The organism is Faecalibacterium sp. An192, from assembly GCF_002160175.1.
GTDB lineage: Bacteria > Bacillota > Clostridia > Oscillospirales > Ruminococcaceae > Faecalibacterium.
In genome coordinates this window covers 1-14,214 of record NZ_NFKB01000035.1, presented here as the reverse complement: position 1 = coordinate 14,214, position 14,214 = coordinate 1, and the positions used below count along the sequence as shown (strand labels likewise).

The 14,214-nt window shown below is 51.1% G+C and carries 11 protein-coding genes and 2 pseudogenes; all 13 read right to left on the bottom strand.

Annotated features, from left to right (window positions below; translation table 11 throughout):
• Window positions 1-15: 15 nt before the first annotated feature.
• Entirely contained in the window at window positions 16-1,824 is a 1,809-nt protein-coding gene (locus B5F27_RS10995) for an ABC transporter ATP-binding protein (RefSeq protein WP_087367608.1), read from the bottom strand.
• Window positions 1,825-1,903: 79 nt separating this feature from the next.
• Complete coding sequence (locus tag B5F27_RS10990) at window positions 1,904-2,518, bottom strand: TetR/AcrR family transcriptional regulator (protein WP_158098236.1); 615 nt, start codon at window positions 2,516-2,518, stop codon at window positions 1,904-1,906.
• Between the two features lie 128 nt (window positions 2,519-2,646).
• Window positions 2,647-3,000, bottom strand: a complete 354-nt coding sequence (locus B5F27_RS10985) for a TnpV protein (protein ID WP_087367602.1) — start codon at window positions 2,998-3,000, stop codon at window positions 2,647-2,649.
• Between the two features lie 26 nt (window positions 3,001-3,026).
• Window positions 3,027-4,907, bottom strand: a complete 1,881-nt coding sequence (locus B5F27_RS10980; RefSeq protein WP_087367599.1) for a recombinase family protein — start codon at window positions 4,905-4,907, stop codon at window positions 3,027-3,029.
• A gap of 91 nt (window positions 4,908-4,998) precedes the next feature.
• A pseudogene (locus B5F27_RS10975) lies at window positions 4,999-5,436 on the bottom strand (type IV secretory system conjugative DNA transfer family protein); the annotation flags it as partial.
• Between the two features lie 36 nt (window positions 5,437-5,472).
• Complete coding sequence (locus B5F27_RS10970; RefSeq protein WP_087235179.1) at window positions 5,473-5,664, bottom strand: transposon-encoded TnpW family protein; 192 nt, start codon at window positions 5,662-5,664, stop codon at window positions 5,473-5,475.
• A gap of 107 nt (window positions 5,665-5,771) precedes the next feature.
• Window positions 5,772-7,664 (bottom strand): AAA family ATPase, encoded by a 1,893-nt coding sequence (locus B5F27_RS10965; protein ID WP_242962170.1) that lies wholly within the window; start codon window positions 7,662-7,664, stop codon window positions 5,772-5,774.
• 14 nt (window positions 7,665-7,678) lie between these two features.
• Window positions 7,679-9,193 (bottom strand): MobQ family relaxase, encoded by a 1,515-nt coding sequence (mobQ, locus tag B5F27_RS10960; RefSeq protein WP_131743550.1) that lies wholly within the window; start codon window positions 9,191-9,193, stop codon window positions 7,679-7,681.
• Between the two features lie 239 nt (window positions 9,194-9,432).
• A pseudogene (locus B5F27_RS10955) lies at window positions 9,433-9,728 on the bottom strand (DUF3847 domain-containing protein).
• 131 nt (window positions 9,729-9,859) lie between these two features.
• On the bottom strand, window positions 9,860-10,693 hold the full coding sequence (locus B5F27_RS10950; RefSeq protein WP_002584969.1) for a methyltransferase domain-containing protein: 834 nt from the start codon (window positions 10,691-10,693) through the stop codon (window positions 9,860-9,862).
• Between the two features lie 168 nt (window positions 10,694-10,861).
• Window positions 10,862-11,164 carry a hypothetical protein gene (locus tag B5F27_RS17285; protein WP_002584970.1) on the bottom strand — a complete coding sequence of 101 codons (303 nt, stop codon included), beginning with the start codon at window positions 11,162-11,164 and terminating at the stop codon, window positions 10,862-10,864.
• A gap of 171 nt (window positions 11,165-11,335) precedes the next feature.
• Window positions 11,336-11,662 (bottom strand): TnpV protein, encoded by a 327-nt coding sequence (locus B5F27_RS10940; protein ID WP_087367596.1) that lies wholly within the window; start codon window positions 11,660-11,662, stop codon window positions 11,336-11,338.
• Window positions 11,659-14,019: a recombinase family protein gene (locus tag B5F27_RS10935; protein WP_087367593.1), complete on the bottom strand. Its 2,361-nt coding sequence runs from the start codon at window positions 14,017-14,019 to the stop codon at window positions 11,659-11,661. The genes B5F27_RS10940 and B5F27_RS10935 overlap by 4 nt, the downstream gene beginning before the upstream one ends.
• Between the last annotated feature and the right edge of the window lie 195 nt (window positions 14,020-14,214).

Genomic DNA, 14,214 nt, shown 5'->3' with positions numbered 1-14,214 from the left:
GCTTTGCTTCCTTCTTCACTCAAATGAAATATTTTTTTTAGCATCCTTTTTTCCTCCAATCCGCCATGAAATACTGTTCTGATATTCATGGAACATGTGGGCATACACTCCGTCCAATTTCAATAATTCGTTATGTGTTCCTCTTTCTACAATTGTTCCACGCTCCAAAACACAAATCTGATCTGCATGAACTACTGTGGACAAACGATGTGCAATCATCAAGACAGTCTTTCCACGCAACAATTCGTCCAGTGCCTTTTGAATTAAGTGTTCGTTTTCTGCATCAGCAAAAGCTGTTGCTTCATCAAGAAGCACTACCGGCGCATCCTTCAAAATTGCACGAGCCAATGAAATGCGCTGCATTTCTCCCCCTGAAAGATAAACGCCCTTTGTTCCGATCACCGTATCTGCGCCATCCGGCAGCTTTTCCAGTATGTCATCACATTGAGCTAAATGGAGCGCCCGCAGTATGTTAGCCCTTGATGCTCCAGGCGTATAAAATGCCACATTATCCGCAATGGACATTTTGAAAAGGTTTGTGTCCTGAAAAACAATGCTGACCTGATTCATCCATTCGTTATAATCCATATCTCTGACATCAATACAGCCTACTTTTACAGAACCGCTTTGTACATCCCAAAATCGGGCAATCAGATTTGCTATCGTACTCTTTCCGCCGCCCGATTCCCCAACCAAAGCAGTAATTGTGCCTTGTTTGATCGTAAGAGAAATATCATCCAATGCTTTCTCTGCTCCTTCCTCATAAGAAAAGGAAACGTGGTCTAACGTGATATTATAATTGTCAGGACGCTTGGTAACGGCAGCTTGTGGTAATGGCTGTTCATTCAATATTTTTTCAATCGCATCCAGCGAGGAACTTGCAACCATCATGTTAGAGGAGCTTTTCATAATCCGGTTCAAAATAGTAACTACAGCGGGAATCAGTACTGCGAAAAAGATAAAACTCAATATCATGCGTTCCGGGTCGCGGCTGCCATTAAATAGAATTATGCCTCCCGGTATCAAAAAGAAGAAAATCCCATTGATAACGGTATTGTAAATGCTATCGCTGTTTTCCATAGAAAGTGCGTACTGGATCACATAATCGCTGTATTCTTTTACGGCTGCTTTATAGCGCCGAAAGGAATTAGCGGTTTGCCCGAACACTTTCACAACAGAAATTCCCCGGACATATTCCGTAGCCGCATTGCTAATATCCTCCGCAGACTTTTGGTATTGCTTTGCAAGCCCTTCACTTGTGCCTTTCAACATAGTCGCAAGAACGCCGAAGCCAATCAGAATAGGGAGCAAGCAAATCAAAGATAACCGCCAGTCATACATGAACATAAAGACCAGAAATGCAACTGGAAGAACCGCCGATTGTACAAAATCCGGTATCTGATGGGAAATTAGTGTTTCCATGTTATCGGTATTCTTTTCAATAATCTTTCTTTGCTTTCCACTTGGATTAAGCGAGTGATAGCCCAATGGAAGCTGCCCAATATGTTCCACTAAATGAATTCGGATTTTCGCCACAGTATTAAACGCTGTAATATGGGAAAAGAGCAGTGAAAATCCATACGTTCCAAATGATGCCGAAATCAGAAAAACGGCCTGCCATCCCAATTCTTTCATGTATGCCTGATCCAGCTTAGAAAAATCTCCTAAAGACTGGACAATTTCTTTTCCAACGTTATAAACACAAACAAATGCACTCAAATTCAATACAGCAGCAACAGCCGCCAATATGATTGAAAGTACCATTGTGATTTTGAATCTGCCCATATAACTGAACAAATGGGCAAATACGCCTCGTTTTTTCATCGTATCATTCCTCCTTATAGCAGTTAGCAACTTCTAACCCTCTGTCAAAAATAAATGCCGGTAAACGGCACTTATTTTTCTAACGGAGAATTTTATCCCACCCAATATCGAAAAAGTATTTTAATTGTTCAACATAGATCCTTGCATCCTCGCGGTTCATGCCGTGTGTAATGGGTTCAAAATAGCCATACAAATTTGAACTCACCAAAATATGCACAAGTTCCGGTGTTACCTCTTTCCCATGAATCAAAATCCGGTGTCCCATTTCGCCCATGAGCTGCATCATGGATTCTACAACAATGTCAACTAACTCATCCAGATAATTTTCATAAGAAGAACCGCCGGAATAAACGATCAATAATCTAAATTCGTCAAAGTGATCATAAATATAGTCAACGAAGTTTACCACGTTTTTCTCAGAATCAGGCAATATAACCTTTTTATCCTGCTCTGGCAAAGAGTGAAATTGAATCTGCTGTGTTTTTAGTGTTTCTTTGAAGCTCTCTGCAACCGGAGATACCAGAGCACAAAATAATTCATCTTTTCCTGCATATCTTTTCGCCAATGCTCCCCATGTTACACCTGCATTTTTGCAAATCACATTCGTCGATGCTTTTTCATATCCATGCAGCAAAAATTCTTCTTTTGCGGATTCCAAAATGCGTGGATTAATACTTATATCTGGCTTAGACACAATCTCTATCTCCTTTCTCCTTTACCCGATACTGAAAGTACCACTTTCGATAGTGGTACTTTCAGTATAGTGCCTTAAGTGCTATTTGTCAACAAGTCTTGATAAATTTATGGATACTCTCTGGATTTTTAGAGAAAAATCAGTTCTGAAATAATGTTTTCCTCCGCCTGCGCTTTCAGCGTGTTCATCAGCCCCACCCACCGCATAGGGTCACGGGCTTTCAGTTCCTCATTGATGCCCGCCGCCTCCATCATGCGGGGCAACATGGCGTCCATCCGTTCACGCGCCGCCCGGTCAATCTCCAACAGGTGCGGGTACAGCTTTTCGCTCAAAATCAAGTTGCTGTAAAGGCTGGGTCGGTGTTCCTTCAGGTAGCGTTGCCGCATACGGCCATACTTGCCGATGGGGGCCTCCGGCTGCTCGGAAAGTTTAAGGTCAGGGATGTAGTAATCTCCGCAGCGGGTGTAAGTCAATTCGTTCATGTTCGTCCTCCTTTGCACTGTGATGGTTAAACTGCGGTGCTGGCCGATAAGGCGGCCTTGCGCGGCTCCTGCCTGGGTAGCTGACCGGCAGGGATAAAAATGCCTTTTTCCATGTCCTCGGCCCGGATTGCAGCCTTTGCCGCCTCCACCTGGGCCTTGCGCTTGGCGTTGTAGCGTTCTTCCCATTCCTTCTGCTTGCCATTAGCCTTGCGGCGCAAGTAGTTCTGGTGAAGCCTGTCCTTGCGTTCCTCCTTCTTCCGCAGTTCTTCCTGTTCCTCCGGGGTCAGGGGAACAGGCTGCAAGGCGGGCGGGATATACCGGCCCACAAAATTGAAGTAGATTTCAACCTCCTGCGTGGTGTCCTGGCTGCCTTTGCGGGCGCGTTCATGGACAAGGATTTTCTCTACAAACTCGTTGAGCATGGTATTTGTCAGCGTATCGAAATTTTCGTACTTGTCAATCAGGGCAATAAACTTCTCCGCAGATTTCCGGCTCTGCTCATAGCCGGTAACGGCCTTTTCCAGTTCCGTGATTTCCGCATTGAGAGCGTCCTGCTCTTTGGCGTACTGTGCGTCCAGGGCCTCATACCGGGCGTCCGGCAGCTTGCCCAGGGCATTGTCCTCATAGATTTTGCAAATCAGCTTTTCCAGTTCCCCGGCCCGCTTTTGGGCGGCGGCCAGCCGTTTCCGTTTCTTGGATATGTCGGCGGTCTGCTGGGCGGCCTGCGTTTCCTGGACGGTGTGGATAAACTCGGCCCGGTCATTCTTGGAATATTCCGCGATGGCCCGGAGCATATCGGTTATCAAGGTCAGGACAGCCTCGGCCCGGATGCGGTGCTGTGTGCCACAAAGCGTCCCGCATGGGATTTTGCTGTACTGGCTGCAAGTAAACTGTGGATCACGCTTGCCGTTATTGACGCGATGGACATACATCTTGCCGCCGCAGTCGGCGCAGTACATCAGGCCGGTCAGGGGATGGGCCTCGCCCCAGCCGTCCGGGTAGCGCCGGACATTCGCCCGGATACGCTGCACATTGTCAAAGGTTTCCTGGTCGATGATGGCCTCATGGGTATTCTCGAAAATCGTCCACTCGCTTTCGTCAACATAGTGGCTTTTCTTGTCCTTGAAGTGCTTGCGGGTCTTGAAATTGATGGTGTGGCCCAGGTATTCCCGCTTTTTCAGAATGTTCACAATGGTGGATGATCCCCAGCCGTAGGGGTCTTTGACCGGCTTTGTCCTGTTTACTCCTTCGTCAAAGCGTGCCAGATGGACAGCGGGGATTTCAACCTTTGCTTCGGACAGCAGCTTGGAGATTTGATAGGGGCCGTAGCCCTCCATCGTCAGGGAAAAGATACGGCGTACCACTTCGGCGGCTTCTTCGTCAACAAGCCAGTGTTCCCGCTTTTCGTCCCACAAATAGCCGTAAATGACGGTGCCGGTCAGGTGCTTGCCGCTCATGCCTTTGGACTTGAACACGGAGCGGATTTTCCGGCTGGTGTCGCGGGCGTAAAACTCGTTCATAATGTTGCGGAAGGGAGTAAAATCATCGTCGCCTTTCAGACTGTCCACACCGTCATTGATGGCGATCAGCCGGACACCGCGCTGCCGCAAAATCTCCATGACCTGACCGACTTTCAGATAGTCGCGCCCCAGGCGGCTCATATCCTTTATGACGATGGCCTCCACCCGTCCGGCCTCGACTTCCTCCATCATTGCCAGAAAACCGGGGCGGTCAAAACGGGTTCCCGATACGCCGTCATCGGTGAAGTGGGTGGGGTTCGGCAGCCCGTTCCGGCGGGCATAGTCCTCCAACATCTTTTTCTGGTTGGAGATGGAATTGCTCTCGCCCTGTAATTCATCATCACGGCTCAAACGCTCATACAGAGGGGTGATTTTCTCGTTTCTCATGGCTGTACCTCCTGAAATGAAAATGCTCTAAGTGACTGCTTCACTAACCATGACAAAAACCATGATTAAGAAGTCACTTAGAGCATACATCTCCGGCGGCCAACTTGTAAAGACGATACTGCCGTACAGCGAAATGGTTCGGCTGCTGCTCTCCCAGCTTCTCAAACATCTGGTCTACGGGATTTTGGAACTCCTCGTCATCCTCCCGGACTTCCATGACATTCAGAAATTCCAGCAGCGTCGCAAAGTTTTGTTCTTCTTCCGGTGCCTCATAGTGGATATAGGCGATAAGCGAAGTCAGCAGCAGCTTCTCCGCCTTATCCCAGAAGGGGTCGCCGCCTTTGCCATCGCCTCGGGTATTGGTCATGAGGGTTGTCACCAGCTTCAAAATGTCCTTTTCGCTGTGGATATAGTGGAAGGGGTTGTAATGCATCGTCTTGCCAAAGTTGATGGTGTTGAAGATCTTGATGCGATATCCTTTCTTCACGAGCGCATTGCCGACCTCAAGAATCGTAGTTCCTTTCGGGTTTTGTCAATAAGGAACAAGAAAAAAAGTATCTTGCTTTTAAGCGGTTTCATCGCCGCTGTCGTTCTTGATAAGGCGCACAACCTTGTCCGTAAAGGTTTCCCGGCTGGTTTCGCTGAAATGGATATGAATGTCAAAGGTCGTGCCGCCGATGTTCTTCACAAGGTCGGGTTTGGCGGTCAGAGGGGAAGCGGCTGCGGGGGTGCTGGTCTTGCTGGTTTCATTGTTCATAGGCTCTCCTTTCAAAGATAAAGCCCCATGTGGTCGGCACATGAGGCGGTCATATCGGGTAAGGGTGCAAGGATGCAACAATGCAAAGGTATCTACGGATTGCATTCTTACTTTGCACTCTTGGTTTCGTTCCTGCGGTAGTACCATTGATTTCCCCGGCGTATGACTTCTATCCGGGTATCAAGATTGCGGCGGGCATTTTTAACCGTCCTCTCGGATATTCCGGCTTCGGCTGCGGCCTTTACAATGTCCTCGCTGGCAAGCTCTTTTCCGTCTGCAAGCAGGTCAAGTATCAGCTTCTCGGCTTGCTCGGTCTTGGTGGCGGTGTTCCCGCCTGCGCCGGATAGCAGCTCGTCAGCGGTTATGTCGTATTCACCTATCCATGAAAAGCCTGTTTCCGGGTCAAGGCAAAAGGCAACGGGCTTGCCCTCCGGCGCAAGGGAAGATTTGTCATGGACGATAACACGCACATTCGGCTCCCGCTTCACGCGCCCGATCAGCAGGACGCTCCTTGCTGCGGCGCGGAAGTCGATAGAACCTAAGCCCCGGTATGCGCTCTGCCCTCCGGCAGCTTTGTTCAAGTGTCCGATAAGGATAACGGCGCACCCGGTACGCTCGGCAACCTCGGCAAGGCGGCGGAACATGGGGCGCACTTCGTTTGCCCTGTTCATGTCGGTTTTCTCGCCCATATACGCCTGTATGGGGTCAAGGATAATCAGCCGCGCCCCGTTTTGCGTGATTGCCTTTTCTATGCGCTCGTCGGAGAGGGTAAGCTCCCGCTTGGCTTCATCAATCACAAGCACGCGGTCAAGGTCGGCTTCGGCTTCTATCAAGCGGGGCTTGACGGTATCGCCCAGTCCGTCCTCGGCGGTCTGGTAAATCACTTGGAATGGCGGCAAGGGTTTCATTCCCGGCAGCGTTCCCCCGGTGGTGCAGGCGGCGGCAAGGCGTAGGGCAAAAGTGGTCTTGCCCTCGCCGGGGTTGCCTTGCACAATGGTTACTTTCCCAAAAGGGATATACGGCTCCCATAACCATTCGACGGTCTGCGTGTCCACCTCGCTCATGCGGATAATCTCAACGGTTTCTTCCTGCGGCGGCTCTTTCAAGCCGTAGACCGCTTCTCGCAAATACTTCCCGTCTGTGATTTCTGCCCGGTGCTGCAATACCTCGTTCCAATCCTTGAAAAGAGGGATAAGCCGGTGGACGGTGTAGCCCTCCGGCATGAGCTTCACAAGGCGGCTGCAAGCGTCGTTTCCGGCTTCGTCGCTGTCAAGGCAGAGATAAACGGTCTTGATGTTCGGACGGTCAGAGAGAAAGCGGAGCAGGGCTTTTTCTCCCACGCCGCCCAATGACAGGTAGCTTTGCTTCTGCCAATCCTTTTTGAACAGGCAGAGGAAAGAAAGCAGGTCAACGGGGGCTTCAAAGACAAACACTCTTTCGCCCTCGCCCCGGTAGCAGAAGTTAAAGGCTTTGTCGCTGCCTTTCACATCAAGGCGGAAGTTTCCCGCCGTTCCCTTGCTGTGGGCGTAGCGCGGTATTCCGTCCTCGTCCCGCCCCACAAATACGGCGTTGTGGTGGGCTGCGTCCTCGTAAATATCGCCGCTGGCAAAGAAAAAGCCCGTCACATCTTCATCAATGCGGCGGGCGGCTGTGAGGTAGTTCCTCGCTGTTCGGTTGTCGGGGCTGCGGGGCGGTAGCCGGAAGTCGGAGAGGGGCGCGGAGCTTGGTCTATCCGGCGGCGGTGCGGCTCCCTTTTCTCCTGTGAGAAGTTCAACGGCTTCGGTAAAACTCTTGCCAAAAAACTCCATGACAAAATCAATGGGGCCGCCGCCCTTGCTCTGGCTGTGGCGATACCACTTGTTGCCCCGGACGGTCAAGCTGTCGTGCCGTTTCCATCGGTATTCCTGTCCGGCGCGTTCCAGCGGTTCCCCCTGCGATTGCAGGAACAAAACAAGGTCGGCTTGGTTCGCCCGGTCTATCTGTTCTTGGGTGTAGTACAAAAAACTCACTCCTTTCATCGGTCTATGTCGTGCCGCTTTGTGCGGGTCTGTGTCTGCTCCGGCTGGTCGGCGCGGAGTGCAATATCCACGCATTTGCGGATTTTTTGAAGTTCGGAAACATCGGCGCGGGTATCTTTCAGTTTGGCATAATCGCTGTCCCTCTGTGTTTTGAGGTCGGCATATTCCTGTTCCCATTCCGCAATAGGCAAGGTCTTTGTTCCTTTCGGCAGATTTGCATGGAGATAGCGGCTTGCTGCGTTCCATAGGGTCAACTCGGCGCGGTGGGCTTCCTCGTACTTGTCGCGCTTGTTTGTCCAGCCGTTTTGCAGCTTTTTCAGCTCATCGTGAACGGGCTTGTACTCGGTGTAGTTCTTCCCGTATTCAATCAGCTTTTGCAGCTTCTTCATGCGTTCCTCGGCGGTTTTCATTCCTGCCCGGATAGTGTCGGCCTGTTCGCTGACAGAGGAAAGGGCTGCGTCCAGCTCATCAAGGGTAGAGATACCATGCTCGGTCAGATAGTTGACCGCTGCCGCTATGGTTTTCAGTTCATCGGCTGTGTGCTGTTGTTGCCAACGCTGCGAATACTTCCGGCTCTTTTCTCTCTGAACGCTCAAATACTTCATCAGCAGATTTGCAAGGCCGGGGGATTGTTGCGGCTGTTCCGGGGCGGTTTCCCACGCTTTGAACAGGTCGGCAATCCATTCTTTGAGCTTTCCAATCTGCGCTCGGATTTCCCGTATAAGGCGGTTTGCCTTTTGGATATTCCGGTTCAGTTCGCCTTTCTCGGTGGCAATACCTTTCTTCTCCATCTGGCAAGCCGCCACGCCCATGTGGACGGTGGGTATCTCGCCAATGCCGCGCTCGGCGTTGCTGCGGTGGTCGATACGCTCCGGGCTTCCGGCTCGTTCAAGGTAGGCGTTTGAAATATCCGCCCATGCCTTACGCCACAAGAGGGCGTTGCCCTTGTCGTTCCAGCCGGTCAGGTCAACTTTGTGCGTCTTGTATCTGCCGCTTGGCAAGCGGATACGCTCGCCGTTTTCATCAAGGTCATATTCCTTTTGGGACTTTGCCGCCCATGCGCCGCGCTCGTCAAGGGGGCGCATGGTAAGCATGATGTGACAATGGGGATTGCCCTTGCCGGTGTCGTGAATGGCATAATCAACGCACATTCCTCTGGAAACAAATTGAGAGGAACAGTATTCCCGGACAAGTCGGATTTGTTCCTCTCTGGATAACTCTATGGGGAGCGCCGCGTCAATCTCTCTGGCAAGCTGGGCGTTCCCGGCTTTCTCGTAAAGCTCCACGCTGTTCCACAAGGTTGAACGGTCAGAGAAAGAGGGCGGGGCGTGGGGTGGCAGCATAATTTCCGTATGGACAACACCGCCTTTGCGGGTGTAGTCGTGTGTCATTCCGTCCCACTCATTTGTCAGCTTTTCGCCGCTTCGGTAGGCGGCTGCGGCAACGGCTGATTTGCCCTTGCCCCGGCTGACAATGCTGATATTACAATGATAGATGGCTATGGGTATCACCTCCCGGATAAAATGAAAACCCGCAAAAATGGTACAGACGCCAAAGGCGGGTATACTGTTTTTGTGGGTGTGCAGGGATAGCCGCGTAAGCGGCGCAAGGGGTGCAGCCCCTTGTTGCGGCAAAGCCGCCAATGTCGGTCAGAGAGGGAAGCAAGCGGCTTTCTCTCTGTGCCGACAAGCCCTCGGCAGAGCGCACGCACCCGTAAGGGTGTATAAGTGCGCCCTTTGTACCAAAGGGATTATTCGCTTTTCCCGCCCTCGGTGCGTTTTTTCAGATAGCCCCGCGCTTCCTCGCTCGTCAGGGCAAGCCGGAGAAAGGCGGCGGCTTCTTCGTCGGTCATGGTCTTTGCTTCTGGCACAATGCTCTCAAAGACCGCACCCCGGACGATCAGCCGATGGCTGCGCGTCCTGCGTTCCTCTTGGGATAACTTTTGCCGCAACACCTTTTCCCGATTTTCAAGCTGCCGGATTTTCTTCTTCCCGTCCTCAATCTCGGCTTGCAATTCCTCGCGTTTTTTTCTCTCGGTTTCGTCATGGGTGGTCACTCCTTTCTACCTGTCGGCATAGAAAAAGGACAGTCGATTTCCTCGGCTGTCCTTTTGATTAGGGTGTTTGGTTTACTCCGTTCTGCTCAATAAATGGGAATATTAAATATCAATACGCCCTTTAATACATTCCTATTAAAACATCAGCTTCGATTGTCAAATGTGTGAGAGTACGCCAATCAACGCAATCTTTTTCAACGCAAAAGAGAAGCGGCGTCATTTCAATAAACGACATTCTTTGTTCTGATGACAACTGTACGGTGGCTGAAACCGTTTCTCTTGAAATGGTTTTAAGATATTTCTCAAAATATTCAACGACAGACTCATTTGAATAATCTGGATTTTTCAAGTGTGCTTGCACTTTAGTCCTGATTTCCCTCAAATGATTTTTCGTAGGAATTACTTTCACAACATATCCGTTAGGAGATAGCAATCGCTGAAATTCTTTGTAGTGTGCAGGCGAAAATATGTCTAAAATACAATCCATACTTCCGTCTTTCAAAGGGATTTTTGATAAGTCAGTAACAAACCACTTCACTGCTTTGCGCTTGTCTTTTTTTGATGCAATCTGTATTGCCTCCCTTGACAAGTCAAAGGCAAAGATGTTTCGTTCTGTTCTTTGCTGTATCTGCCTTGCATAGAAACCCTCGCCGCAACCAACATCTAAAATGTTTCTTATAGATGGCGTATCAGAAATAAACTGTATGATTTTCTCCAACACAACATCATACATGCCATACTCCAAAATTTGATGCCGGTTGTCAAAAGACCGCTTGCTGTAGTTGGTTTTGGGCGATGATTTTAACAACAAATTTACATACCCATATCTTGAAATATCAAAGCAATGTCCATGTCTACAAATTAGGCTATTGCCTTGTATATCCATTGATTTTGTGCAAATTGGGCATTGAAAATAAACCTTGCTGTCTGCAAAGCGTGATAAATTATTATTCATTTGTTTTTCCTCCGTAATTACATCTCTGCTTCAATAAGCGAGTTATGCAATACGGATAACCGCAACATAACTCGCGGTTTTATCTTAATCTCATAAATGTAACCATTGTGTTGTCCTCCAATCAATTCCGCAGTATTACTCTGCTTTTAGAAAAAGTATAGCACAAAACTATGAACATTTCAACTCTATTTCAGCCTGTCGGCGACGTTGCTCTCTCTGGCATACCGCCCGCCGTTCCTCGCTGTATGGGGCGGTCAGACGGAAAGAGAAGCGGCCTTTCTCAATGTCAAACTCCATGCAGCCCGTTTCCGGGTCTGCGTCAGTCTGCTGGCAGATCGCCGGATAACGGCGGCTGTATGCAAGCAGACGCTTTTTCAAGGCGGTGTTGTGGGTGCGGATATGGATAAGGGGGTCTTTCTCGTCAAACCAAATATCGGTGGTCTTTTCCTGCTTGGTAAGCCCTGTTCTCATGCAAACTCCTTTCTGTGCCCCTGTTACGCAATAGGGGCATTTTTCGGGTGTTTTCTCCGGCTCTTGACTTGGAGAAAACGGCGTTTTTGACGATAAAAACCGCCCGGACGTGGAATGTATCGTCGGGGCGGCTGTTATCGCAAGATTTCTGTTTTTTCCGGCTCTTGACCGTTAAACATAGATTAACTCATGCATTACGATTTCCTCGGCTCTCGCCTTGCAGTTGTTCATCAAACCTACCCATTTCATCGGGTCGGCGGCTTTGAGAGCTTCGGTGGCTCCCGCTTCTCTGGCAAGGCGGGGCATGAGGTAGTCCAGCATATCCCGCGCCGCCCGGTCTGTTTCCTCAAGGTGGGGGTATAGCTTCTCGCTGGCTACAAGGGCGGTATAAAGGCGGTGGCGGTATTGTTCCAGATAGGCTTTCCGCAGCCGCCCATAGTGGCCGATATGGGGCTTCGGGGTAATAGGGCGGTTCCCGTTGTCAATCAATCTTCTCATGCGATTCGTTCTCCTTTCTCGTCCTGCTTCTTTTTGTGGTAGTTCTCCCGCCTTGCAGCAAGGAAGTTTTCATACCGGGCTTGAGCTTCGGGATTTCCGGCTGCGGCTTCCTCGTACATCTTCTGGCGGGATTTCTTGGTAGCTTCACTATGGTATGCCCGCCGCCTTGCAAGCTCGGCGGCTGCGACGGGGTCGGTTTCCGCTTGGATTTTCAGTTCTTGGTAGGCGTTCTTCTTGCGGTTCCGGCTTGCTTCAAGGCGTTCCGTTTCCTCTGGCGTGAGTGGCTGGCCTGCGTCCTGTGCGGCGGCAAGCTCTTTCAGCGTCCGGGGCTTGGGCGGCTGTGCCGCTTTCTGACGCTCATACCATGCCTTGTGCTGGCGGTTTTTCCTCTCCCGGTAGGCGGCAAGACGCTCTGCTTCCTCCGGCGTGAGGTCGGCTCCGGCCTTTTGCAGCGCGGCAAGCTCCTTTAAGGATTTCGGCTTCGGGGGCTTGGGCGGTTCGGCGGCTTTCCGCTTCTCCCGCCATTCCTTTTGCCATGCCCGGTTATGGGCTAACCGCGCTTCGTCTGCCGCCTGTTCCTCTGGGGTCAGCAAGCCCGCTTTCTTCCTCGCGGTAAACTCCCGTTTCTCTGCCTTGCGCTTTTCTTCCCGCGCTTTGGCAAGCTCCTGTGAGTGGGCTTCCTTTACGGCCTGTTCCTCCTGCTGGCGGCGTTGTTCCTCGGCTTCCATTGGGGTAACGATATAGGCGGGGACTTCAAACGCGCCGATGAAGTTAAGGTAAATGTCTATCCGCTGGCGGCGGTTGTTCCCGCGCCCCTCGCCCTCATGGACAACGACTTTTTCGATAAACTCGTTGAGCATGGGCGTTGTCAATTCGGAAAAATCAGTGTAGCGGCTCACAAGCTCGATAAACTTATCTGTTTTCAGCCTGTCGGCGTTCCAGCTCTCGATTGCTTCCTGCCATTGTGCGATAGCGGCTTCCAGCCCGGTCTGTTCCTCGTCGTATTCGGCAAGCAGACGGGTAAAGTGCTTATCGGGTATCTTGCCTGTGGCGTTGCCCTCGTATAGCTTCTTTACAAGGCCGTCCAGCTCCTTACACCGCCGCTGTGCCTTGCTCACTTTCTGCCGGTACTCCTTGACGGCGTTCTCTTGGTGCTGGTCGGACGCCTCCCGCACACGCTCGCTAAACTCCGCTTCATTGTGCCGCACATACCAGCTCACGCGCTGGATTGCGGCAAGAATGGCGGCTTCCATTTTTGCGGTGGGGATATAGTGCATGGTACAGTCGCGGGTAAGCTGGCGGTAGCTGGAACACACAAAAGCGTCGTCCAGATACTTGCCTTGCACAAGGCTGCTGCGGTGGGTCAGCTTCGCGCCGCAGTCGGCGCAGTAGAGAAGCCCGGTCAAGCGGTTTGGGGTGTTCTGCCGCTTGGGGGCGCGGCGTTTTGTCCCCATAAGCCGCTGGACGGTGTTCCATGTTTCCTCGTCCACAATGGCGGGTATCTCCCCGTCAAAAATATACTGTTCCTCCGGCGCGGTCTTGCGGGTGCTTTTGGTCTTGTAGTTCTCGCAGACGGTTTTCCCTAAAACCTTGCGCCCTGTGTACTCCGGGCGTTTGAGGATATAGCTGATAGTTGTCGTTGACCATGCGTAGGGGTCTGTGTACTTCGCCGCCCGGACGGGTGCGCCTATCCGCTTCCAATGCTCAGACGGGATAGGGATTTTCTCGGCGCGGAGTGCCCTTGCTATACTGGCGATACTCTCCCCGGCAACAACGCTGTGGAAGATACGGCGCACAACGGCGGCGGCTTCCTCGTCGATTACCCACTCGCCCTTGTTCTCTTTGGACGCAAGGTAGCCATAGCTGACGCTGCCGGAGCAGCGCAAGCCCTTTTCCATTCTCGACTTGAAAACGGTCTTGATTTTCCGGCTGGTGTCGGCAACATACCACTCGTTTATCACATCTCGGAAAATTGACATTATATCAAAGCCGTTAGCGGTATCAAGGTTGTCATTCGCCGCAATAAAGCGTACATGGTACTCGTCAAAGGTGCGCTTCAAAAGCCCCACTTCGACAACATCACGGCCAATCCTGCTTTGGTCTTTGATAATGACCGTAGCCACATTTCCTGCCCGGATTTCTTCCAGCATAGCGTCCAGCCCTGGACGCTTGAAAGTAGTTCCCCGCACTCCGTCATCGGTGAAGTGCCGGATATTCGTAAAGCCGTTCTTTTGGGCGTAGTCCTCCAAAATACGCTTTTGGTTTTCTATCGACACGCTTTCCCCGGCTCGCTCATCGTCATGGGAAAGACGCTCGTACAGGGCTGTGATTTTTCCCTTGTCCGGCTGTTTCTTCATGGGGTGTAACCTCCTTTCTTGAGGGTTCGCGCTCCCTTTATCCTTATTGTAAATTACCATTCGGATCGGTCAAAACGTAGGAACTGTGCATTTGCAGGAGATATGAGGTAGGCACCCTGCGCCTTGCCGGCTTTCACCGGTAGGTTTCAGGGAGCCGCCTCCCAAACCGGACGTACACCTCTCGGCGTATCCGGC

Bases quoted from the DNA above. Each gene is read 5' to 3' on its own strand.
- B5F27_RS10995 (WP_087367608.1), bottom strand. From the start codon at position 1,824: ATGAAAAAACGAGGCGTATTTGCCCATTTGTTCAGTTATATGGGCAGA.
- B5F27_RS10985 (WP_087367602.1), bottom strand. From the start codon at position 3,000: ATGAACGAATTGACTTACACCCGCTGCGGAGATTACTACATCCCTGAC.
- B5F27_RS10980 (WP_087367599.1), bottom strand. From the start codon at position 4,907: ATGAGAAACGAGAAAATCACCCCTCTGTATGAGCGTTTGAGCCGTGAT.
- B5F27_RS10970 (WP_087235179.1), bottom strand. From the start codon at position 5,664: ATGAACAATGAAACCAGCAAGACCAGCACCCCCGCAGCCGCTTCCCCT.
- B5F27_RS10950 (WP_002584969.1), bottom strand. From the start codon at position 10,693: ATGAATAATAATTTATCACGCTTTGCAGACAGCAAGGTTTATTTTCAA.
- B5F27_RS17285 (WP_002584970.1), bottom strand. From the start codon at position 11,164: ATGAGAACAGGGCTTACCAAGCAGGAAAAGACCACCGATATTTGGTTT.
- B5F27_RS10940 (WP_087367596.1), bottom strand. From the start codon at position 11,662: ATGAGAAGATTGATTGACAACGGGAACCGCCCTATTACCCCGAAGCCC.
- B5F27_RS10935 (WP_087367593.1), bottom strand. From the start codon at position 14,019: ATGAAGAAACAGCCGGACAAGGGAAAAATCACAGCCCTGTACGAGCGT.